The organism is Micromonospora sp. NPDC047644 (assembly GCF_040704315.1).
Classification (GTDB): domain Bacteria; phylum Actinomycetota; class Actinomycetes; order Mycobacteriales; family Micromonosporaceae; genus Micromonospora.
Genome location: NZ_JBEYSY010000015.1, coordinates 48,178 through 69,956, shown reverse-complemented (window position 1 = coordinate 69,956; position 21,779 = coordinate 48,178). Strand labels below are relative to the sequence as shown.

The following is a 21,779-nucleotide window of genomic DNA, read 5'->3' as shown; positions in this document are numbered from 1 at the left end:
GGACATGGGAAGGGGTGGCGGGGGCGGCGGCGAGGTCCGACCCGGCCGCAGGACGCCCGCCGTCCGGACCGCTTGATGCGCAGAGGAGCACGCGTGACACCCGAGGAGATCCTGGCCGCTGACCGGGCGCACGTCTGGCACCCGTACGCCGCGCTGCCGCCGGCCAACCCGCCGTATGTGGTGCGCGCCGCCGAGGGGGTGCGGCTCACCCTGGCCGACGGGCGGGAGCTGGTGGACGGGATGTCGTCCTGGTGGGCGGCGATCCACGGTTACCGGCACCCGGTGCTGGACGCGGCGGTGACCGACCAGCTCGGCCGGATGAGCCACGTGATGTTCGGCGGGCTCACCCACGAGCCGGCGGTGCGGCTGGCCCGCACCCTGGTCGAGCTGACCCCGGACGGCCTGGAGCACGTGTTCCTGGCCGACTCCGGCTCGGTCAGCGTCGAGGTGGCGGTGAAGATGTGCCTGCAGTACCAGCGGGCCGTGGGGCGGCCCCAGCGGCGCCGGCTGGCGACCTGGCGGGGTGGCTACCACGGCGACACCTTCCATCCGATGAGCGTCTGCGACCCGGAGGGCGGGATGCACCACCTGTGGGGCGACGTGCTGCCCCGGCAGGTGTTCGCCCCGGTGCCGCCGGGCGGGTTCACCGATCCGCCCGACGACGGGTACGTGGCGGCGCTGGTGGAGACGGTCGAGCGGCACGCCGACGAGTTGGCCGCCGTGATCGTCGAGCCCGTCGTCCAGGGCGCCGGCGGGATGCGCTTCCACCATCCGGGTTACCTGCGGGTGCTGCGTGAGGTGACCCGCGCGCACGGAATTCTGCTGATCTTCGACGAGATCGCCACCGGGTTCGGCCGTACCGGCGAGATGTTCGCCGCCGGGCACACCGGGGTGACGCCGGACGTGCTCTGTGTGGGCAAGGCCCTGACCGGCGGGTACCTCACGCTCGCGGCCACCCTGTGCACCGCGGAGGTCGCCCGGGAGATCTCGGCGACCGGTGTGCTGGCGCACGGGCCCACGTTCATGGGCAACCCGTTGGCCTGCGCGGTGGCGAACGCCTCCATCGGGCTGCTGCGGGCCGGAGACTGGGCCGGGCAGGTCGCCAGGGTCGGTGCCGGCCTGCGCGCCGGTCTGGAGCCCTTGCGCGCCATGCCGGGTGTGGCCGACGTACGGGTCCTCGGCGCGATCGGCGTGGTCCAGCTCGATCACGAGGTCGACCTCGGGGCGGCGACCGCCGCCGCGGTCGCGCAGGGGGTGTGGCTGCGCCCGTTCCGCGACCTGATCTACACGATGCCGCCGTACGTCACCGACGATGCCGACGTGGCCCGGATCGCGACCGGGGTGGCGGCGGCGGTGGCGGCTGGCTGAGTCGGCCCGGCGACCGGGTCGACGGGTTACCCGGGCGGGTCGACCGCCCGGACGAGAAGAGGGGAACACTCCGATGGAGAGCTTCGGTACCCGGCTGCACCGGGCGATCACCGAGCGGGGCCCACTCTGTGTGGGCATCGACCCGCATCCGGGTCTGCTGGCGCAGTGGGGCCTCCCGGACGACGTCGACGGGCTCGACCGGTTCAGCCGAACCGTGGTGGAAGCCATCGGTGACCGGGTTGCGGTAGTCAAGCCTCAGTCGGCCTTTTTCGAGCGGTTCGGGTCCCGAGGTGTGGCGATTCTTGAGTCAACTATCCGACAGTTACGAGATGCCGGCTCGCTCGTTCTGCTCGACGTCAAGCGCGGCGACATCGGCTCGACGGTGAGCGCGTACGCCGCCGCGTACCTTGATCCATCCAGCCCCGTGTATGTCGACGCGGTCACTGCGAGCCCGTACCTCGGGGTCGGTTCGCTGGCGCCGATGTTCGAACTGGCCGCCCAGCACGGCGGCGGGGTTTTCGTGCTGGCCCTCACCTCCAACCCCGAGGGTGCCGCCGTGCAGCGGGCCGTCACGGCCGACGGTCGCACCGTGGCGCAAACCGTGATTGACGAGATTTCCCAGCTCAACAGGGGTGCGTCCCCGCTCGGGAGCTTCGGTCTGGTGGTCGGCGCGACCATCGGTGACACCGGTCACGACCTCTCCGGTGTGGGCGGCCCACTGCTCGCTCCGGGGCTCGGCGCGCAGGGTGCCGGTGCGGCCGATCTGCGGACCGTCTTCGGTTCGAGCCTCGCCTCGGTGCTCCCGTCGTACTCCCGGGAAGTGCTCTCGGCGGGCCCTGACGTGGCCGCGCTGCGGGCCGCCGCGGACCGTGTTCTGGTCGACTGCCGGGCCGTTCTGCCTGCCCGGTGACTGACTGACGGGTCGGTCACTCTACGGTGATCATGCGGCCCCCACGTTGCCGAAAGCTCCGTTGGCCGCTAGTTTTCCCCGCGCTGGGAACCATGGACCCCTTGGTTCACAGCGACACCACGTTTCACAGATGCGGCGGTGCGCCCCGCCCGCCGCGATAGGGACCTGAGGAGAACTGGTGCCGCTCCCGTCACTGACCCCCGAACAACGCGCTGCCGCGCTCGAGAAGGCCGCGGAGATCCGCAAGGCCCGTGCTCAGCTGAAGGAGCAGCTCAAGCAGGGCAAGACCACCCTCGGTGCTGTCCTCGAGCGGGCCGAGAGCGACGACGTCGTCGGCAAGCTCAAGGTGTCGGCCGTCCTGCAGGCCATGCCGGGTATCGGCAAGATCCGGGCGACCCAGATCATGGAGAAGCTCAAGATCGCCGACAGCCGTCGCCTGCGTGGCCTCGGCGAGCAGCAGCGCAAGGCACTGCTTGGAGAGTTCGCCGCCAACTGAACCTGGCAGCGTGTAGAAACAAGCAGTGAGCACGGATGACGAGGCGCGCCCGGCGGCTCGGCTCACTGTCCTGGCTGGACCTTCGGGTTCCGGCAGGGAGAGTGTCGTCGAGCTTGTCCGGGCGCGTTCTCCGTCCGTGTGGATCCCGGTCGCGGCAACCACCAGGCCGCGCCGGGAGTCGGAGATCGACGGGGTGGACCGCGTCTTCCTCGCCCCCGCCGAGTTCGATCGACGGATCGTCGACGGCGAGCTGCTGGAGTGGTCCCGGATGGGTCCGCACCGCCGGGGCACCCCCTTTCCACCGCTGCGTGCCCGGCTCGACGCCGGGCAGCCGGTGCTGCTCCCGCTCGACCTGCGGGGCGTCCCACTGGTCCGGGCGCGCCTGCCCGATGCCCGGCTGGTGTTGCTGAGCCCACCCGGGTATGCGCCCGACGTCACGGTGGCCGCCACCGTCGCGTACGCGCTGACTCACGACCAGACCGAACGGGTGGTTGCGGAGCTGGTAGGCTTACTCGGTTCTTCTTATCCGGATCCGGCCTGGTCACGCGTGCGTGGCTGACGGTCGGCCGCCGTTGAGACTCAGCACCGCGTCCGCGCGGCTCGAAAGACGCAGAGGTTAATTCGTGGGATCCATCGCCAACCCCGAAGGCATCACCAACCCGCCGATCGACGAGCTCCTCGAGAAGACGACGTCGAAGTACGCGCTGGTCATCTTCGCCGCCAAGCGCGCGCGCCAGGTCAACGCCTACTACAGCCAGCTCGGTGAGGGCCTGCTGGAGTACGTCGGCCCGCTCGTCGAGACCACCCCGCAGGAGAAGCCCCTCTCCATCGCCATGCGCGAGATCAACTCGGGCCTGCTCACCGCCGAGCCGACCGACCAGCCGTAAGCCCCCGCTGGCCGATGTCCGCCTCGATCGTCCTCGGGGTCGGGGGCGGCATCGCCGCCTACAAGGCGTGCGAGCTGCTGCGACTCTTCACCGAATCGGGTCACCGGGTTCGGGTGGTGCCAACCGCGTCGGCGCTCCGCTTCGTTGGAGCGCCGACCTGGGCCGCGCTCTCCGGTCAACCGGTCGCCGACGACGTCTGGACCGACGTCCACGAGGTGCCGCACGTCCGGCTCGGTAAGCAGGCCGACCTGGTGGTGGTCGCGCCGACCACCACCGACCTGCTGGCCAAGGCCGCCCACGGTCTCGCCGACGACCTGCTGACCAACACCCTGCTGACCGCCCGCTGCCCGGTCCTGCTGGCCCCGGCCATGCACACCGAGATGTGGGAGCACCCCGCCACCGTGGCCAACGTGGCCACGTTGCGCTCCCGCGGGGTGCGGGTCATCGAGCCCGCCGTCGGCCGGCTCACCGGCGCCGACACCGGCAAGGGCCGACTGCCCGACCCGGCGGAGATCTTCGCCGTCGCCGGTCGGCTGCTGGCCCGCGGCGACTCCGCCCCCGCCGACCTGGCCGGTCGCCGGGTGGTGGTGACCGCCGGCGGCACCCGCGAGCCGCTCGACCCGGTGCGTTTCCTGGGCAACCGCTCGTCCGGCAAACAGGGGTACGCGTTCGCCCGCGCGGCTGTCGCCCGGGGTGCCCGGGTCACCCTGATCTCGGCCAACGTCGGCCTTGCCGACCCCGCCGGGGTCGACCTGATCCGGGTGGGCACCACCGCCGAGTTGCGGGAGGCGACCGTCAAGGCCGCCGTCGAGGCCGACGCGGTGGTGATGGCGGCGGCGCCGGCCGATTTCCGGCCCGCGACGTACGCGACTGGCAAAATCAAGAAGTCGGACGACGGTGTCGCACCCACCATCGAGCTCGTCACCAACCCGGACATCGCGGCGGAGCTCGGCCAGCGCAAACGGCCGGGGCAGGTGCTGGTGGTGTTCGCCGCCGAGACCGGCGACGCCGAGGCCAACGGTCGGGCGAAACTCGCCCGCAAGCGGGCCGACCTGATCGTGGTCAACGAGGTCGGTCCGGACCTGGTCTTCGGCGCCGACACCAACACGGTGACGGTCATCGGCGCGGACGGCTCGGTGAGCCGGCTGCCCGAGCAGGCCAAGGAGGCGGTGGCCGATTCCGTCTGGGATCTCGTGGTGGCGCGGCTGCCCGGCCGCTCCTGACGGGTGGAACAGAGCACAACCGAACCCGACAGCGGCCGCAGTGGTGATTAAACTTCCGCGGAACGACTTCATACGCTTAGGAGTGCCGTGACACGCCGTCTCTTCACGTCCGAATCGGTCACGGAAGGCCACCCGGACAAGATCGCTGACCAGATCAGCGATGGCATCCTCGACGCGCTGCTGACCGAGGACCCCCACAGCCGCGTGGCCGTGGAAACCATGATCACCACCGGTCAGGTGCACATCGCCGGTGAGGTGACCACCAAGGCGTACGCCGACATCCCGACGATCGTCCGCCGGACCATCCTCGACATCGGGTACGACTCGTCGAAGAAGGGCTTCGACGGGGCCTCCTGCGGGGTGAGCGTCTCCATCGGCGCGCAGTCCGAGGACATCGCGCAGGGTGTGGACAACGCTTTCGAGTTGCGCACCGGGGCGTCGGAGAGCGCGCTGGACGCGCAGGGCGCTGGCGACCAGGGCATGATGTTCGGCTTCGCCTGCTCGGAGACGCCCGAGCTGATGCCGCTGCCGATCGCGCTCGCGCACCGGCTGGCCCGCCGTCTCTCGGCGGTGCGCAAGGACGGCACGATCCCGTACCTGCGGCCGGACGGCAAGACCCAGGTCACCATCGAGTACGAGGGCCTGCGTCCGGTCCGGTTGAACACCGTCGTGGTGTCCAGCCAGCACGCCGCCGACATCTCGCTGGACTCGCTGCTCACCCCGGACGTGCGCGACCACGTGATCGCCCCGGAGCTGGAGAGCCTCGGTCTGGACACCGACGGCTACCGGCTGCTGGTCAACCCGACCGGCCGGTTCGAGATCGGCGGCCCGATGGGTGACGCCGGGCTGACCGGCCGCAAGATCATCGTCGACACCTACGGCGGGTACGCCCGTCACGGTGGCGGCGCGTTCTCCGGCAAGGACCCGTCCAAGGTGGACCGTTCGGCGGCGTACGCGATGCGCTGGGTGGCCAAGAACGTGGTCGCCGCCGGTCTGGCCGAGCGGTGCGAGGCGCAGGTGGCCTACGCCATCGGCAAGGCGCACCCGGTGAGCCTGTTCATCGAGACGTTCGGCACCGAGACCGTGCCCGTCTCGTCGATCGAGAAGGCCGTCACCGAGGTGTTCGACCTGCGCCCCGCCGCGATCATCCGGGACCTCAACCTGCTCCGCCCGATCTACCAGCAGACCGCCGCGTACGGCCACTTCGGCCGGGAGCTGCCGGACCTGACCTGGGAGAGCACCGACCGGGCCGCCGACCTCAAGTCGGCCGCGGGAGCCTGACCGCCACCAAGCGCAGCGACCGGCGACCCGCGGACGGGTCGCCGGTCGCGCGCGTCTGCGTGGACGTCGGACTGGCGCACCTGGACCGGCCGTTCGACTACCTGGTGCCGGCGGAGCTGGACGAGGTGGCCGTGCCCGGTACCCGGGTCAAGGTGCGCTTCGCCGGGCAACTCGTCGATGGGTGGCTGCTGTCACGCGCCGACGACTCCGGACACACCGGCCGTCTCGCGTACCTGGAGAAGGTGGTCTCCCCGGAGCCGGTGCTGGCCCCGGAGATCGCCCGGTTGGCCCGGGCGGTCGCCGACCGGTACGCGGGCAGCCTCGCCGACGTGCTCCGGCTCGCCGTGCCGCCCCGGCACGCGCGGGTGGAGAAGGAGCCACACGACGAGCCGCCCACCCCGGCGGCCCCCATCGGGGCGGTCGACCCGCGCGGGTGGCGCGACTATCCGGCCGGGCCGGCTCTGCTGCGGGCGCTCACCGACGGCCGGGCGCCCCGCGCGGTCTGGTCGGCGCTGCCCGGCGAGGACTGGGCGGCCCGGTACGCCGACGCCGTGGCGGCCACCGTCGCCGGTGGGCGCGGCGCGGTGGTCGTGGTGCCCGACGCGCGTGACCTCGACCGTCTCGACGCGGCGCTCACCGGCGTTCTCGGCCCGGGGCGGCACGTGAGCCTCTCCGCCGCGCTCGGCCCGGCCCGGCGGTACCGGGCGTTCCTCGCCGCTAGCCGCGGCCGGGTGCCGGTGGTGATCGGCACCCGGGCGGCGATGTTCGCCCCGGTGGCCCGGCTCGGCCTCGTCGCCGTCTGGGACGACGGTGACGACCTGCACTCCGAGCCCCGGGCGCCCTACCCGCACGCCCGCGACGTGCTGCTCACCCGCGCCCACCTCGCAGAGGCCGGTGCGCTGGTCGGCGGGTACGCCCGGACGGCCGAGGCGCAGTTGCTGGTGGAGACTGGTTGGGCCCCGGAGGTCATCGCCGACCGGGCCACCGTGCGGGCGCGGATCCCGGCCATCGCGCCGACCGGCGACGACCCGCAACTGGCCCGCGACCCCGGGGCCGCCACCGCCCGGCTGCCCAGCCTGGCCTGGACGGCTGCCCGCGACGCGCTCCGCCAGGACCTGCCGGTGCTGGTGCAGGTGCCCCGCCGCGGCTACGTCCCGTCGATCTCCTGCGCCGAGTGCCGCACCCCGGCCCGCTGCGCGCACTGCGCCGGCCCGCTCGCGCTGCCCTCGGCCGGTGGCACCCCGGCCTGCCGGTGGTGCGCGCGGGTGGCGGCCGCGTACGCGTGCCCGGAGTGCGGTGGGCGGCGGCTGCGGGCCGCGGTGACCGGCGCCCGGCGGACCGCCGAGGAGCTGGGCCGGGCGTTCCCCGACGTGCCGGTGCGCACCTCGGGGCGTGAGGAGGTGCTGACCGACGTGCCGGGCGGCGCGGCCCTGGTGGTGGCCACCCCGGGCGCCGAGCCGGTCGCCGAGGGCGGCTACGGCGCGGTGCTGCTGCTCGACTCGTGGGCCCTGCTGACCCGGGCCGACCTGCGCGCCGGCGAGGAGTCGCTCCGCCGCTGGTTGGCGGCGGCGGCGCTGGCCCGCCCGGCACCGGCCGGTCGGGTGGTGGTGGTCGCCGACGGTGCGCTCGCCCCCGTGCAGGCGCTGCTGCGCTGGGACGCCGGCTGGTTCGCCGGTCGGGAGCTGGCCGAGCGCCGCGAGCTGGGCTTCCCGCCGGCCGTGCGGATGGCGAGCGTCACCGGGGCGGCCGAGGCGGTGGCCGACCTGCTGGCGGCGGCCCGCCTGCCGGAGGACGCCGAGGTGCTCGGGCCGGTGCCGGCCGAGGAGGGCCGGGAGCGGATGTTGGTCCGGGTGCCCCGGGCCCGGGCCGCCGCGCTCGCCGAGGCGTTGCACTCGGCCGCCGGCGTCCGGGCCGCTCGTAAGGCCGCCGATCCGGTTCGTCTCCAGGTCGATCCGCTGAGCCTGTTCTGAGGTGTTTCGGCCGGTGCTGACGGTCGCGGACCTCACCCGCTGCCGGTGGCTCTCGCACACCTCGTCCGGCAAAGCGGTGGCGCCCGAGTGGTAGCATCGCCCGTCATGCCAAGGCGTTCGACGGGCTCCAGGTCGCGAGGGAGCGTCAGCCGCGCCCAGTTGGCGCCGTCGCGGGATGGCGCGACGATGGCGGGAACGCGTCGGTCGGGCGCGAGGTCGATGATGTCAATGAGCCGGTGATCAGGGGTGGACCAGTCGTGACCGTTGGACAATCGATCGTCTTCAACGGCGACCTCGGCAGCGGCAAGAGCACCGTGTCGGTCGAGATCGCCAAGCGGCTCGGCATGCGCCGGGTCAGCGTGGGGGACCTCTACCGGGAGATGGCGCAGCAGCGGCAGATGACCGCGCTGCAGCTCAATCTGCACGCTGAGCTGGATCAGGCCGTCGACGGCTACGTGGACCAGCTCCAGCGGGACATCGCCGCCTCCGGTGAGCGCCTCATCATGGACTCCCGGCTGGCGTGGCACTTCTTCACCGACGCGCTCAAGGTGCACATGATCACCGAGCCGGGTGAGGCGGCCCGCCGGGTGCTCGCCCGCCCCTCCGGGCCGGCCGAGAGCTACGCCTCGCTGGAGGAGGCCAAGGCCAAGCTCCGGGAGCGCAGCGCCAGCGAGCGCAGTCGGTTCATCATCCGTTACGGGGTCGACAAGGCCCGGCTGCGCAACTATGACCTGATCTGCGACACCACCCGGGCGTCCGCCGCCGAGGTGATCGAGCACATCGTGGCCGCGTACGAGGGGACGCTCGGCGCCGAGGTGCTGCGCGACGGGCCGCCGCTGCTGCTGCTGGACCCGGCCCGGGTCTACCCGACCGAGGACATCGCCACCCTGCGTGGTCTGTGGGACACCGACTTCGTCGGTGGGGTGGCCGAGGCCGGCGACGAGGCCCTCGAACCGCTGAAGATCGGGTTCACCGGCGAGTACTTCTTCGTCGTCGACGGCCACCGCCGCCTCAGCGCCGCTCTGCAGAACGGCTTCTCCCTGGTCCCCGCCCAGCTGGTCGCCGAGGTCGACGAGCCGGTGGTGGGCGGGATGACGGCGATCGACTACTTCGCCGCCCAGGTGCGCCCCGGCCTGATCTACGACTGGGAGGCGGCTCACAAGATCCAACTGCCGCTGCCCGAGCCGGCGCTGCTCCGCGGCGACGCGGTGCTCGCGGGGGACCCGGCCGCCGGCGTCTGAGCGAGGCCGGGCCGACGCGCGGGGTACGCGCGCCGGCCCGGCCACCGAGTCGTACGGCGGTTAGCTGGTACGGCTCAGCCGAGGACGACACCCGTGGCGCCGACGCCGGCCATGCCGGAGAAGATGTCCTCGTAGTAGAAGCGCCAGGCGCAGATCCGCCCGGTGGGGCGGTAGCCGGTGCAGCCCGTCGACGTGAAGGTGTCGTCGATGGCGGTGTTGGTGCCGGTGGCCCAGACCTGGAGGGTGTTCGCCGCGTTCACGATCTCCACCGGGCCGCCGCTGTCGCCCTGACCGACGGCGTTGAGCTGGGCGGTGTGCTCCGCCTGGACCTGCCCGCAGACCTGGCCGAAGTCGCGCACGTTGATGCACAGGTTGCGGGCCTTCACCTGGATCGAGCAGCGGGTGCCGGAGTACGCGCCGGAGGTGCACACCCAGTTGCCGACCTGGCTGGCCGAAGCGCCGATCACCTGGTTGCTGAACTCACTGACCACGTTGCCGTTCGCGTCGGTGCTGTTGTTGAAGACCCGGCCGCCGGAGCCGGCCGACAACAGCAGGGTGTCGGTGCCGGTGTTGCGGGTGCTGACGGTGCCCATCGACTGCCCGGTCGGGTCGGTCGCGACGTTGTTGAGGTTGCCGCAGTGCGCGGCGGAGAGGATCCGCGCGTTCCCGTTCTTGAAGACCCCGAAGCCGGTCGAGCAGCCACCGCCGGTGGTGGCGTTGCGCCAGGCGGCACCACCCCACCACGGCGCGGTGTCGTCCCACCGGGTCGCGGGCGCGGCGGCGACCTTGGTCTGCACGGTCACCGGCACGCCGGCCATGGCCGACGCGCCGAGCAGCCCGTCCTGCGTGCCGACGAGCAGGCCGGCACCGTCGGCGCGTGGCCCGACCGTGGTGATCTCGTCGCCCGCCTTGGCGCGCAGGCGGTCGGCTGCGGCGAGCAGTTCCCGCTGCGAGTACGCGGCGGGCAGCACCTGGGTGGCGACGGTGGCCCGGGCGGTGGCCACCAGGCTCGCCGGCGGCTCGCCCTTCCAGTAGACCTGGAGGTGGCGGGTGGTGGGGTCGGCGACGATGCCGGCGAAGCCGGAGTTCGGGTTGCGCTCGGCCACCTTCGTGATCCGGTCGGCGGCGCTGTTCATGCGCTGCTGCAGCCGGAGCAGTTCCGACCAGGAGGCGAAGCCGCCGGGCACCGGCGTGCTGTCGACGAAGGATCCGGTGGCGGCGGCCGCCTTGCCGCCCGGTGCGGCGGTGGCGGGTGTGGCGGTCATGCCGGCGGCGAGCAGCGCGAGGCTGACCGCGGTGACGGCGACGCGACGCAGCATCGCCGCGGGGCGCCGGGTGGTCGGGTGTGGACGGATCATCGGGTACCTCTTCCCCCAGGGGTCGTGGAGCGGGCCGTGCCCGCACCAGGACGGTGGCAGGGGCGTCGATGCCATGGGGCGGATCCTGGACGGGACTGGACACCGCTGGACACCGTCGGACGGGATAACGGTCCGCAGTGGAACTGTCATACATTGGCAACCGTCTATCGAGCGGCGTGGAGCCGGAATTACCCTGCCCGTGCGCGTCCGGGGGGCCGGATGACCGGGGTGGGGGTCGCATGTCTGAGCAGTGGTTACCGTCCGGCACTCATCAGACGTCACACGGGTCAGCCGAGCTGGTCCGCCTCGGCGCCGAGGCGCAGACACTGCCCGAGCTGGCCGGATTGCTGCGCCAGCTGCGCCGCCGCGAAGCCCGTCAGCAGGGTGAGACCCTGCTGACGTACCGACAGTTGGCCGCGAAGACCGGCTGGTCGCGCGGGATCGTCGGGGAGTACTTCGCCGGCAACATCCTGCCGCCACCGGAGCGGTTCGACGTCCTGATCCGACTGCTCGGGGCCAGCCCCGCCGAACAGGGGGTGCTGGCCACCGCACGGGACCGGGTGGAGGAGCGACGCCGACGCCCGAGCCGGGAGCACGCGAGCACCGGGCGGGCGGTCGCGCGGGCCGGGGTCGGCGGCCCGCGCGCTGGCGTCACGTCCCCCCGGTTCCCGACACCCCGCCAGCTGCCCCCGGCGCTGCCCGGCTTCGTCGGGCGGGCTACCCAACTCGCCACGCTCGAGGCCGAGTGCGCCCGCGCCGTGGCACCCGGGAACGACGGCACGGCGGCGGTCACCGTCATGACGTTGTCCGGTACGGCCGGGGTCGGCAAGACGACCCTCGCCGTCCACTTCGCGCACCGGGTCGCCGACCGCTTCCCGGACGGCCAGCTCTACGTCGACCTGCGCGGGTTCGACGCCACCGGAACGGTGGTGACGGCCGTCGAGGCGGTCCGAGGTTTCCTGGAGGCCCTCGAGGTGCCGCCCGAACGCATCCCCACCCACCTGCCCGCCCAGGTGGGCCTCTACCGCAGCCTGCTCGCCGGCCGCCGGATGCTGGTGCTGCTGGACAACGCCCGCGACGCCGAGCAGATCCGACCACTGCTGGTCGGCAGCCCGACCTGCCTGGTCCTGGTGACAAGCCGCAACCGGCTCGCCGGGCTGATCGCGGCCGAGGGCGCAAGGCCGATCGGCGTCGACCTGCTCAGCACCGCCGAGGCCTGGCAACTGTTGGCCCGCAGGCTCGGCACGGACCGGTTGGCGGCCGAGCCGCAGGCGGTCGACGAGATCATCGAGCGGTGTGCCCGGCTACCGCTGGCGCTGGCCGTGCTCGCCGCGAGAGGTGCGGAGAAGGCGACGTTCCCGCTGGCCACCCTCGCCGCCGAACTGCGGGCGGCGCCGCGACCGCTCGACTCGTTCGACGGAGGGGACGCCGGCACCGACGTGCAGGCCGTCTTCTCCTGGTCGTACCGGAGCCTGACCCCGGCGGCGGGCCGCCTGTTCCGGCTCTTCGGCTGCCATCCCGGACCGGACATCGGGTTCGCCGCGGCGGCCAGTCTGGCCGGGCTGCCCCCGGCCCAGGTGCCCCGACTGCTGGCCGAACTGGCCCACGCGCACCTCGTCACCGAGCACGCCCCCGGTCGGTTCGGCGCGCACGACCTGCTCCGGGCGTACGCGGCCGAGCAGGTCGAACGGCTCGAACCGGAGCAGGCCCGGCGGGCCGCGATCCGTCGTGGACTGGACCACTACCTGCACACCGCGCACGCGGCGGCACTGCTGCTGCAACCGGGTCGGGACCCGGTCACCCTCACCGCCGCCGCGCCGGGTGTGCTGCCCGAGGAGATCACCGACCTCGATCAGGCGCTGGCCTGGTTCACCATCGAGTATCCGGTGCTGCTGGCGGCGGTCGCCCACGCGAGGCGGGCCGGGTTCGACGGTCACGCGTGGCAGTTGGCCTGGACGCTGGTGGACTTCCTGCAACGCCGGGGGCGGTGGCCGGACCTGGCCGTGGCCCAACGCAACGCCCTGGCCGGCGCGCAGCGGGCCGGCGACCGACCCGGGCAGGCGAACGCCCACCGCGACCTCGCCAGGGTGCTGTACCGGCTGGGCCGGGTGAACGAGGCGGCGAGGAACTACCGGCAAGCCTTGGTGATCTTCGCGGAGCTGACCGACCACACCGGGCAGGCGCGCACCCACCGGGCGTTCGGCGCGATGCTCGACGGGCTCGGTCGGCACGCCGAGTCCCTGGAACAGAGCGAGCAGGCCCTGGCGCTGTACCGGGCCGCCGGGCACGTCGCCGGGGAGGCCAGCGCCCGCAACGCGGTGGGGTGGGCGTACGCCCAGCTCGGCCGGTACGAGCCGGCGCTCGGGCACTGCCGGGAGGCGTTGGCGCTGCTGCGGACGACAGGGGACCGGCACGGCGAGGCGAACACCTGGGACAGCCTCGGCTTCATCCACGCCCGTCTGGCTGACCACCCGGCGGCGATCCGCTGTTTCCAGCGGGCCATCGGGCTGTACCGGCGGGTCAGCGACCGTTACGACGAGGCGGACACCCTGACCCGGCTCGGCGAGAGCCGGCAGGCGGTGGGAGACGCGGCCGGCGCCGCGCGGACCTGGCGGCGGGCCCTGGTCATCCTCGACGATCTCGGTCACCCGGGCGCCGAGCGGGTGCGGGAGCTGTTGGCCGGGTAGCCCGCCGGTGACGCTGGGCACACCGGCGGTGGTGGAGCGAGGTGCGCCGCCCAGCGCCCCGCCGTGCACTCCGTAGACTGGTACGGCACCGCTCGTCCACCCGAAGAAGGAGCCGTCCCGCGTGACCGTCCAGCCCATCCGTCTGTTTGGGGATCCGGTGCTGCGCACGCCGGCCGATCCGGTGGTCGACTTCGACGCCGAGCTACGTCGGCTCGTCGCCGACCTCACCGACACGATGCGTGAGCAGAACGGCGCCGGCCTCGCCGCGCCGCAGCTCGGTGTGAGCCTGCGGGTGTTCACCTTCGACGTCGACGACGTCCTCGGGCACCTGATCAACCCGGTGCTGGAGTTCCCCGACGAGGAGGAGCAGGACGGCCCGGAGGGCTGCCTGTCCATCCCCGGGCTCTACTTCGACACCAAGCGTCGGCAGAACGTCATCGCCAAGGGTTTCAACTCGTTCGGCGACCCGATGCAGATCGTCGGCACCGGCCTGATGGCGCGCTGCGTGCAGCACGAGACCGACCACCTCGACGGGGTGCTGTTCCTGGACCGGCTGGACCCGGAGGGGCGCAAGGACGCCATGAAGGCGATCCGCCAGGCCGAGTGGTACGACGCGGCGGCCCCGCCCACGGTCAAGCTCAGCCCGCACGTCGGCAACCCCTTCGGTCTGGGGCGCTGACCCGGATGCGCGTGATCTTCGCCGGCACGCCGGCCGTCGCCGTTCCCGCCCTGGCCGCCGTCGCCGCCTCCCGACACGAGCTGGTGGCCGTTGTCACCCGGCCCGACGCGCCCGCCGGGCGTGGCCGGGGCCTGTCCCGCTCACCGGTGGGCGCGTGGGCCGACGAGCACGGGGTCGAGGTGCTCACCCCGGCCCGTCCCCGTGACCCGGAGTTCCTCGACCGCCTTCGCGAGCTGGAGCCAGCCTGCGTTCCGGTGGTCGCCTACGGCGCGCTGGTGCCCCCGGCGGCCCTGGAGATCCCCCGGCACGGCTGGATCAACCTGCACTTCTCCCTGTTGCCCGCCTGGCGTGGCGCCGCGCCCGTGCAGCACGCCGTGCTGCACGGTGACGAGCTGACCGGGGCCAGCGTCTTCCAGCTGGAGGAGGGCCTGGACACCGGCCCGGTCTACGGCACGCTGACCGACGAGATCCGCGCCACCGACACCTCCGGTGACCTGCTGGGACGGCTCGCCGACTCCGGCGCCGGGCTGCTGGTGGCGGTGCTCGACGCGATCGACGACGGCACCGCCCGCGCCGAGCCGCAGCCGGCCGACGGGGTGTCGCTGGCGCCGAAGCTGACAGTGGACGACGCGCGGGTGCGCTGGGGCGACCCGGCCTTCGCCGTGGACCGGCGAATCCGGGCCTGCACACCCGCGCCGGGCGGCTGGACCACGTTCCGCGACGAGCGGGTGAAGCTCGGCCCGGTCGTCCCGGTGCCCGACGGCCCCGAGCTCAGGCCGGGGGAGTTGCTGGTGGAGAAGTCCCGGGTGCTGGCCGGCACGGCGACGGTGCCGGTACGTCTCGGTGAGGTCCGTGCCGCGGGAAAGCGGGCGATGAACGCGACCGACTGGGCGCGCGGCGTCCGGGTCGGCACTGGAGAGGACTTCGCGTGACGGCACCGGAGGGAACCCGACCGACGCGCTCCGGCCCGCCGACCGGCCGTGGCGGCGACCGCCGCCCGGTCCGGCCACCGATGGACCGACCGCGCCGCGCCGCGTACGAGGCGGTGGCGGCGGTGCACCGGGACGACGCGTTCGCCAACCTGGTGCTGCCCATCATCCTGCGGGAGGAGGGGCTGTTCGGTCGGGACGCGGCCTTCGCCACCGAGCTGACCTACGGCACCCTGCGCCACCTGGGCACGTTGGACGCGATCCTCACCGACGCGGCCGGCCGGGACGTGGCCCGGATCGACCCGCCGGTACGCGACGCGCTGCGGCTCGGGGCGTACCAGCTCCTGCACACCCGGGTGCCGCCGCACGCCGCGGTCTCGTCGACGGTGGACCTGGTCCGTTCGGTCGCGCCGGGCGCCACCGGTTTCGCCAACGCGGTGCTGCGCGAGGTGTCCAGTCGTGACGCGGACGCCTGGGTGGCGAAGCTCGCACCGTCGATGGAGACCGACCCGGTCGGGCACCTCGCGTTGGCGTACAGCCACCCGCAGTGGATCGTGCGGGCCTTCTCCGAGGCGCTCGGTGGCGATCTGGGTGAGACGGAGCGCCTCCTGATCGAGGACAATGAGCGCCCGCCGGTGCACCTGGCTGCCCGGCCCGGACTGATCGACCCGATCGAGCTGGCCGACCAGGTCGACGGTGCGCCCGGTGCGTTCTCGCCGTACGCCGTCTACCTTCCCGGTGGCTCGCCGGGCGACATTCCGGCGGTGGTCGACGGCCGGGCCCACGTCCAGGACGAGGGCTCCCAGTTGGTGGCCGCCGCGCTCGCCGCCGCACCGCTCGACGGCCCGGACGGACGGTGGCTGGACCTGTGCGCCGGCCCGGGTGGCAAGGCCGGGTTGCTCGGCGCGCTGGCCGCGCAGCGGGGTGCCCGGGTGACGGCTGTGGAGGTGGCCGAGCACCGCGCTCGGCTGGTCTCCCTGGCGACCCGGGACCTGCCGGTGGCCGTGCTGACCATGGACGGCCGTGACGTCGGCGGCGACCCGAAACTGCCGGAGCAGCACTTCGACCGGGTGCTGGTCGACGCACCGTGCACCGGGCTGGGGTCGCTGCGTCGTCGGCCGGAGTCGCGCTGGCGTCGGCAACCGTCCGACCTGCCGCCGCTGACCCGGCTGCAACGGGAACTGCTCGGCGCGGCGCTGCGGGCGGTCCGCCCGGGTGGCCTGGTCGCCTATGTGACCTGCTCGCCGCACACGGTCGAGACGCACGTGACGGTGACCGAGGCGGCCCGCCGTAGCGGGGTTCCGGTGGACTTCGTGGACGCCCGCCCGTTGCTGCCGGCCGGCATGCCCGGTCTCGGTGACGGGCCGACAGTGCAGCTCTGGCCACACCGCCACGGCACCGACGCGATGTTCCTCGCCGTCCTGCGCCGGGGCTGATCCGTTCCTCGCGTCCGGCCGGTCAACCGACCGGCCGGACGCGGGCGCTCACGCCCGGCGCGACCGGCGTTACGAAACGGGCCTCAGGTGACCGGGAGGCCCTTGGTGCCGGCGTTCTTCATCGAGCGGGTCAGGTTCCGGTCGGAGATCCAGAGGAAGCACTGCACGCCCCGGTTGCCGTTGCGCCACTCCTCCTCGTACGGCTGGTAGTAGATCGTGCCGGCGCGGAAGTCGAGCTGGGAGTTGTCCGGGACCTTGGCGTACTTGGCGATCATCGTCTGACAGGCCCGGTGGGTCCGCTTGGTGCCGCGGGTGAACTCGGCGTAGCTGGTGTCCGGCGCCTGCCACACCCCGACGAACTCGGCGTGGTGCTTGGCCGTGCAGGAGACCGGCACCATCTCGTCGATGTCGTCCTTGACCAGTTTCGGGTTGAAGCAGCGGTAGGCCAGCGGGGCCGCTCCGGACAGCGCGCCCCGGAGGCTGCCGGTGCGCAGGTCGACGGCGGTGTCGTCGATGCTGGCGATCTCGGTGACGTCGCAGCGGTACCAGCGGGCCCCGCCCGACCAGGCCTGCGGGGACGGCAGGACGACGGTCAGGCCGAGCCGCCCGGAACGCCAGTCGGCCCCCACCGCCTTGTTGACCGCCGTGTCGCACCCGGTCTGCGCGGCCCGCATGCCGGCCGAGCCGGGCTGCGGGGGCGTGCCGGCCTCGGCGCCCGGACCGGTGAGGGTGCCCACGTGCATGGTCTCCACCCGGTGCGCCTCGGTGCACGCCGTCGGGTTGTAGCCGGTCAGGAAGCCGACCTGCTGGGAGCTCTGGTGGCAGACGTCGGCGGCGGGGACGAACTGCTGCGCCGCGACGGGCGCGGGCCAGTCGTCGGTGAGGTCACGGTCGACTCCGGCGGGTGCGCCGCACCCGGCCAGCGCCAGGGCCAGCGCCCCACCGGCGAACGCCGCCAACCACCGTCGCATCCCGACCTCCCGCCGCTGCTGGCCCCCGACCGGACCCAGCCGGTCGATTGCGCCACGGCGCAGCAGCATACGGCACCGATGCTCAGATGGCGGGCAGTCCCTCCGGGCCGACGCCGCGCATCGAGCGGGTGAGTTTGCGGTCGTCGCTCCACAGGAAACAGCGCACCCCACGGTCGCCCTCCTCCCACTCCCGCTGAGACGGCGGGTAGTAGATGGACCCGGCCCGGTACGGCAGCTCGCTGTTGTTCGGTACCGCCGCGTACTCGGCGATCAGCGCCATGCAGCGCCGGTGCGCCTGCTCGGCGGACTTCGCGAACTCTGCCCAGCTGATGTCCCGCTCCTCGTAGACGCCCACGAACTCGGCGCGGTGCGGCTCGGTGCAGAGCACCGGCGCCATGTAGTTGAGGTTGTCGCCGATCAGTTTGGGGTCGAAGCAGCGGTGCGTCAGGGGCGTGTCGCCGATCAACGCGCCGCGCAGGCTGCCGGTGCGGTTGACCGCGCGGGTGTTGTCGATGCTGCCGGTCTCGCTGAGGTCGCAGCGGAACCAGCGGGCGCCGCCGGCCCAGGCGGGCGCGGACGGCAACGCGAGGGACAGCGCGAGTCGGGCCGTGTGCCAGTCGCCGCCGAGCACCTCCCGGGCCCGCTGGTCACACTCGGCGCGAGCCGTGCGCAGCGCCGACGATCCGGGTTCGGGTCGGGCCTCGGTCAGCGCGTCGGGCCCGACGAAGGTGCCGACGTGGATGGTCTCGGCCAGGTGGTTGCGCGCGCAGTCCACAGTCTCGTACGTGCTGGCCTGCACCACTGTGGCGATCCGCGGCAGGCAGGTGTCGGTGGCGGGGGTGAAGGGCTTCGGAACCCGCAGCGTCGGCCAGTCGTCGGTGAGATCACCGTCCGCGCCTCGCGCCGGCGCGCAGCCGGCCAGCAGCATCGTCGTGACGCTGGCCAGCGCCAGCGCTGGAAGCCACCGTCGCATCGTCCGCCCTCCCGTGAGCTGGCGGCCGGTCGCCGCGCCCCGCGGCGAGACCCCGGCGGGCGTGCAGCTTACGGCACCGTCCCGGTTGGAGTGTCGTCGCGTTTCCGTCGATCGGCCAGTGGCTGATGTCTGTTCGTCCGAATTCGGGGGTCCAGCGCGGCCAATTCTGCACCAATGGTCACTGCTGGGTCACAGGGCGTCCCCAAAGGTGCCGCGATGCGGGTGGCGGGTGGCCACGTTCGTACACTGGCCCCGTGACCGTACCGCCGCCGATCGTCGCGCCGAGCATCCTGGCCGCCGATTTCGCCCGTCTCGCCGAAGAGGTCCGTGCCGTCGAGGACGCCGCGGACTGGTTGCACGTCGACGTGATGGACAACCATTTCGTGCCGAACCTGACCATTGGCCTGCCCGTGGTACAGAGCCTGCGGGCTGTCACGGCGATGCCCTTCGACGTGCACCTGATGATCGAGGACCCGCGCCGGTGGGCCCCCGGGTACGCCGATGCCGGGGCGTATAACGTCACCTTCCACGCGGAGGCGTCCGACGACCCGGTGGCGCTCGCCAAGGACCTGCGCTCGGCGGGCGCGAAGGCGGGCCTGGCCATCGACCGGGACACCCCGATCGAGCCCTACCTGGACCTGCTGCCCAGCTTCGACACCCTGCTGATCATGACGATCAAGGCGGGCTTCGGTGGGCAGCGGTTCATTCCGCAACTGCTGGAGAAGGTGCGGACGGCCCGGCGGCACGCGTCGGCCGGGCACCTGGAGCTGCGCATCGAGGTGGACGGCGGCATCGCGGCCGACACCATCGAGCAGGCGGCGGCGGCCGGCGCCGACGCGTTCGTGGCCGGCACCGCCGTGTACGGGGCCGCCGACCCGGCGGAGGCGGTACGGCACCTGCGGGCACTGGCGGAACGCGCGGCGCCCGGGGCCTGAGGTGGAGCCCGACGCCGACCGCAAGGACATCATTCTCGTCGTGGACGACGACGAGGACATCGCTCGGTTCGTCGAGTTCAACCTGCGGCTGCACGGCTTCGAGGTGATCCACGCCAGCGACGGCCAGGAGGCCCTGGAGGTCATCGAGCGCCAACGGCCGGACCTGGCGGTGGTCGACCTCATGATGCCCCGGATCGACGGGTTGGAGCTGACCCGCCGGTTGCGCGCCGACCCGATGACGTCCGCCCTTCCGGTGATCATGCTGACCGCCAAGGGGATGACCGTCGACAAGGTGCACGGGCTCAGCGCCGGCGCTGACGACTACCTGGTCAAGCCGTTCGACACCGCCGAGTTGGTGGCCCGGGTCTCGTCCACGCTGCGTCGCAACAAGGAGTTCCGGGAGGTTTCCCCGCTGACCGGGCTGCCCGGCAACAGCCGGATCCGTCGGGAGATCAGCGATCGGGTCCGCAACGGGGTCGACTACGCCGTCGGTTACGTCGACATCGACCGGTTCAAGAGCGTGAACGACAGGTACGGCTTCGTGCGCGGCGACGACTTCATCTCCGCGCTGGCCCGCAGCCTGCACCGGGCGGTGGTGGGCGTCGGCCTGCCACCGGCCTTCCTCGGTCACGTCGGCGGCGACGACTTCGTGATCGTCTGCGCGCCGGACCAGGTGCGCCCACTGACGTCCCGGGCGGTTGTCGACTTCGAGAACGCCGCCGACACGCTCTACGACCAGACCGACCGGGAGCGCGGCTTCGTCGAGTTGAAGGATCGACGCGGCAACATCCGGCGGGCGGCCCTGGTCACGCTCTCCATCGGGGTCTCGCTCTCCGACGCCGGCAAGCGGTTCACCGACCCGCTCGAGGCGATCGCGGTGGCCTCGGAGATGAAGACGGTGGCCAAGAGTCAACCGGGCTCGTACGTGGCGGTGGACCGGCGTCGCGGCGTCACCTGAGCGTGATACCGCTGTGAAGTAGCTCGCCTAGGAGGCGACGGAAGCGGATCGGCGTGTAAGACTTTCCGGGTACCCACCACGCGCTGGCGGGACTCGGTGAAATTCCGAACCGGCGGTGATCCACGGTCCAACCGTGGTCAGCCCGCGACCCGGACGGCTCTGCCGTCCGGTGGACCTGGTGAAAATCCGGGGCCGACGGTTGGGGGCGGTTCGTCCGCGCCCAGAAAGTCCGGATGGGAGACAGCGCGCGGGACGGACGGGTCCGAGCCGGCCGCTGGCTTCAGCGTGCCGTGCCGACCCCCCGGGGGCGGCTGTGCCGTTCCCGGAATCCGCCACCGCCTGCCCGTGGCCCCATGGCCACCGCCTCCCTGACCGCCAGCGCGCGGACGGCGAGTGAGAGGGCAGGGGCAGCGCGATGGCCAGCGTCTCCGTTGATGAGGCGATGCGGCGTGCGATCGAGTTGGCAGCGCGCGGGCTCGGCACCACCAGCCCCAACCCGGTGGTCGGGTGCGTACTTCTCGACGAGGCCGGCGAGGTCGTGGGCGAGGGCTTCCACGCGTACGCCGGGGGGCCGCACGCCGAGATCGTCGCCCTGGCGCAGGCCGGGCGGCGGGCCAAGGGCGGCACCGCGATCGTCACACTGGAGCCCTGCGACCACACCGGCCGCACCGGCCCCTGTAGTTCCGCGCTCGTCCAGGCCGGCGTGAGCCGGGTGGTCATCGCCGTGCCCGACCCGAACCCGGTCGCTTCCGGGGGCGCCGCCACGTTGCGCGCCGCCGGGGTCCGGGTCGATCTGGGGGTACGCGGCGAGGAGGCCGAGGCCGGCAACGTCGCGTGGTTGACCTCGATGCGTCGAGGCTGGCCGTACGTCATCTGGAAGTACGCCGCCACGCTCGACGGTCGCTCCGCCGCGGCGGACGGCACCAGCATGTGGATCACCTCGGAGGCGGCCCGGATCGACGTGCACGCGCTGCGCGGCACCGTCGACGCGGTCATCGCCGGGGTGGGCACCGTGCTCGCCGACGACCCCCGGTTGACCGCCCGCAACCTGCGCGACGGCAGCCTGGCCATCCGGCAGCCGCTGCGGGTGGTCGTGGACAGCTCGGGGCGTACCCCGGCTGACGCCAAGGTCCGCGACGGCGCCGCCCGCACCTGGATCGCGACCGCCGACGAGGTCGGCGCCGACCCGGACGGCCGGGTCGACCTGTCGGCGCTGCTGGCGGCGCTGCACCAGCGCGGGGTCCGCGCGGTGCTCCTGGAGGGCGGCCCCCGGCTGGCTGGCGCGTTCCTGGAGGCCGGCCTGGTCGACAAGATCGTCGGGTACGTCGCGCCGCGGTTGCTCGGCGCCGGCCCGACGGCTCTGGTCGACGCGGGAGTGACCACCATCGCTGAGGCCATCGATCTGGAGTTCGTCGACGTTACGCAGATCGGTCCGGATCTCCGGATCACTGCTTTGCCCCGGAAAAGGGAGGGCTGA

19 protein-coding genes and 1 riboswitch are annotated in these 21,779 nt (G+C 72.9%); of the genes, 16 read left to right on the top strand and 3 right to left on the bottom strand.

The annotated features are described in order from the left end of the window. Positions 1-93: 93 nt before the first annotated feature. From AB0877_RS24390 to AB0877_RS24350, 9 genes are all read left to right on the top strand, one after another. Positions 94-1,368, top strand: coding sequence for an adenosylmethionine--8-amino-7-oxononanoate transaminase (locus tag AB0877_RS24390; protein ID WP_366611726.1), 1,275 nt, complete (start codon positions 94-96; stop codon positions 1,366-1,368). A 73-nt stretch (positions 1,369-1,441) separates the two neighbouring features. Next, positions 1,442-2,278 (top strand): orotidine-5'-phosphate decarboxylase, encoded by an 837-nt coding sequence (gene pyrF / locus AB0877_RS24385; RefSeq protein WP_366611725.1) that lies wholly within the window; start codon positions 1,442-1,444, stop codon positions 2,276-2,278. Positions 2,279-2,456: 178 nt separating this feature from the next. Continuing rightward, positions 2,457-2,774, top strand: a complete 318-nt coding sequence (gene mihF / locus AB0877_RS24380; protein WP_030335662.1) for an integration host factor, actinobacterial type — start codon at positions 2,457-2,459, stop codon at positions 2,772-2,774. Positions 2,775-2,799: 25 nt separating this feature from the next. After that, positions 2,800-3,333: a guanylate kinase gene (locus AB0877_RS24375; RefSeq protein WP_366611723.1), complete on the top strand. Its 534-nt coding sequence runs from the start codon at positions 2,800-2,802 to the stop codon at positions 3,331-3,333. Between the two features lie 64 nt (positions 3,334-3,397). Continuing rightward, positions 3,398-3,661 carry a DNA-directed RNA polymerase subunit omega gene (gene rpoZ, locus AB0877_RS24370; RefSeq protein ID WP_030335666.1) on the top strand — a complete coding sequence of 88 codons (264 nt, stop codon included), beginning with the start codon at positions 3,398-3,400 and terminating at the stop codon, positions 3,659-3,661. A 14-nt stretch (positions 3,662-3,675) separates the two neighbouring features. Continuing rightward, the gene (gene coaBC / locus AB0877_RS24365; RefSeq protein ID WP_366611721.1) at positions 3,676-4,884 is read left to right on the top strand and encodes a bifunctional phosphopantothenoylcysteine decarboxylase/phosphopantothenate--cysteine ligase CoaBC; all 1,209 of its coding nucleotides are present in this window, start codon (positions 3,676-3,678) and stop codon (positions 4,882-4,884) included. A gap of 87 nt (positions 4,885-4,971) precedes the next feature. Then, complete coding sequence (gene metK, locus AB0877_RS24360) at positions 4,972-6,165, top strand: methionine adenosyltransferase (protein ID WP_091401916.1); 1,194 nt, start codon at positions 4,972-4,974, stop codon at positions 6,163-6,165. Between the two features lie 59 nt (positions 6,166-6,224). Further along, positions 6,225-8,135, top strand: a complete 1,911-nt coding sequence (locus tag AB0877_RS24355; RefSeq protein ID WP_366611717.1) for a primosomal protein N' — start codon at positions 6,225-6,227, stop codon at positions 8,133-8,135. Positions 8,136-8,392: 257 nt separating this feature from the next. Then, entirely contained in the window at positions 8,393-9,376 is a 984-nt protein-coding gene (locus AB0877_RS24350; RefSeq protein WP_357233877.1) for an AAA family ATPase, read from the top strand. Between the two features lie 74 nt (positions 9,377-9,450). Here the strand turns inward: AB0877_RS24350 and AB0877_RS24345 are convergent, their stop codons facing one another. Beyond that, complete coding sequence (locus tag AB0877_RS24345; protein WP_366611715.1) at positions 9,451-10,734, bottom strand: hypothetical protein; 1,284 nt, start codon at positions 10,732-10,734, stop codon at positions 9,451-9,453. 239 nt (positions 10,735-10,973) lie between these two features. Between AB0877_RS24345 and AB0877_RS24340 the strand changes: the two genes are divergently transcribed. From AB0877_RS24340 to AB0877_RS24325, 4 genes are all read left to right on the top strand, one after another. Next, positions 10,974-13,421: a tetratricopeptide repeat protein gene (locus AB0877_RS24340; RefSeq protein WP_366611713.1), complete on the top strand. Its 2,448-nt coding sequence runs from the start codon at positions 10,974-10,976 to the stop codon at positions 13,419-13,421. A gap of 121 nt (positions 13,422-13,542) precedes the next feature. Then, positions 13,543-14,100 carry a peptide deformylase gene (gene def, locus AB0877_RS24335; RefSeq protein WP_366611711.1) on the top strand — a complete coding sequence of 186 codons (558 nt, stop codon included), beginning with the start codon at positions 13,543-13,545 and terminating at the stop codon, positions 14,098-14,100. A gap of 5 nt (positions 14,101-14,105) precedes the next feature. After that, on the top strand, positions 14,106-15,032 hold the full coding sequence (gene fmt, locus AB0877_RS24330; protein WP_366611709.1) for a methionyl-tRNA formyltransferase: 927 nt from the start codon (positions 14,106-14,108) through the stop codon (positions 15,030-15,032). Then, positions 15,029-16,465, top strand: coding sequence for a transcription antitermination factor NusB (locus AB0877_RS24325; protein ID WP_366611708.1), 1,437 nt, complete (start codon positions 15,029-15,031; stop codon positions 16,463-16,465). Before fmt ends, AB0877_RS24325 begins: the two co-directional genes overlap by 4 nt. A gap of 83 nt (positions 16,466-16,548) precedes the next feature. Here AB0877_RS24325 and AB0877_RS24320 read toward each other — a convergent pair whose 3' ends face one another. Continuing rightward, positions 16,549-17,436 (bottom strand): septum formation family protein, encoded by an 888-nt coding sequence (locus AB0877_RS24320; RefSeq protein ID WP_366611707.1) that lies wholly within the window; start codon positions 17,434-17,436, stop codon positions 16,549-16,551. Positions 17,437-17,518: 82 nt separating this feature from the next. Further along, positions 17,519-18,409 (bottom strand): septum formation family protein, encoded by an 891-nt coding sequence (locus AB0877_RS24315; RefSeq protein WP_366611706.1) that lies wholly within the window; start codon positions 18,407-18,409, stop codon positions 17,519-17,521. A 254-nt stretch (positions 18,410-18,663) separates the two neighbouring features. Between AB0877_RS24315 and rpe the strand changes: the two genes are divergently transcribed. The 3 genes from rpe (at position 18,664) to ribD (ending at position 21,779) form a co-directional block, all read left to right on the top strand. Next, positions 18,664-19,344 (top strand): ribulose-phosphate 3-epimerase, encoded by a 681-nt coding sequence (rpe, locus tag AB0877_RS24310; protein ID WP_238671589.1) that lies wholly within the window; start codon positions 18,664-18,666, stop codon positions 19,342-19,344. A 1-nt stretch (position 19,345) separates the two neighbouring features. Next, on the top strand, positions 19,346-20,302 hold the full coding sequence (locus AB0877_RS24305) for a response regulator (RefSeq protein ID WP_366611705.1): 957 nt from the start codon (positions 19,346-19,348) through the stop codon (positions 20,300-20,302). 78 nt (positions 20,303-20,380) lie between these two features. Next, a riboswitch (FMN riboswitch) is annotated at positions 20,381-20,551 on the top strand. A 166-nt stretch (positions 20,552-20,717) separates the two neighbouring features. Next, the gene (gene ribD, locus AB0877_RS24300) at positions 20,718-21,779 is read left to right on the top strand and encodes a bifunctional diaminohydroxyphosphoribosylaminopyrimidine deaminase/5-amino-6-(5-phosphoribosylamino)uracil reductase RibD (protein WP_366611704.1); all 1,062 of its coding nucleotides are present in this window, start codon (positions 20,718-20,720) and stop codon (positions 21,777-21,779) included.

Bases quoted from the DNA above. Each gene is read 5' to 3' on its own strand.
- AB0877_RS24345 (WP_366611715.1), bottom strand. From the start codon at position 10,734: ATGATCCGTCCACACCCGACCACCCGGCGCCCCGCGGCGATGCTGCGT.
- AB0877_RS24315 (WP_366611706.1), bottom strand. From the start codon at position 18,409: ATGCGACGGTGGCTTCCAGCGCTGGCGCTGGCCAGCGTCACGACGATG.
- fmt (WP_366611709.1), top strand. From the start codon at position 14,106: ATGCGCGTGATCTTCGCCGGCACGCCGGCCGTCGCCGTTCCCGCCCTG.
- AB0877_RS24320 (WP_366611707.1), bottom strand. From the start codon at position 17,436: ATGCGACGGTGGTTGGCGGCGTTCGCCGGTGGGGCGCTGGCCCTGGCG.
- coaBC (WP_366611721.1), top strand. From the start codon at position 3,676: ATGTCCGCCTCGATCGTCCTCGGGGTCGGGGGCGGCATCGCCGCCTAC.
- AB0877_RS24340 (WP_366611713.1), top strand. From the start codon at position 10,974: ATGTCTGAGCAGTGGTTACCGTCCGGCACTCATCAGACGTCACACGGG.
- ribD (WP_366611704.1), top strand. From the start codon at position 20,718: ATGGCCAGCGTCTCCGTTGATGAGGCGATGCGGCGTGCGATCGAGTTG.
- pyrF (WP_366611725.1), top strand. From the start codon at position 1,442: ATGGAGAGCTTCGGTACCCGGCTGCACCGGGCGATCACCGAGCGGGGC.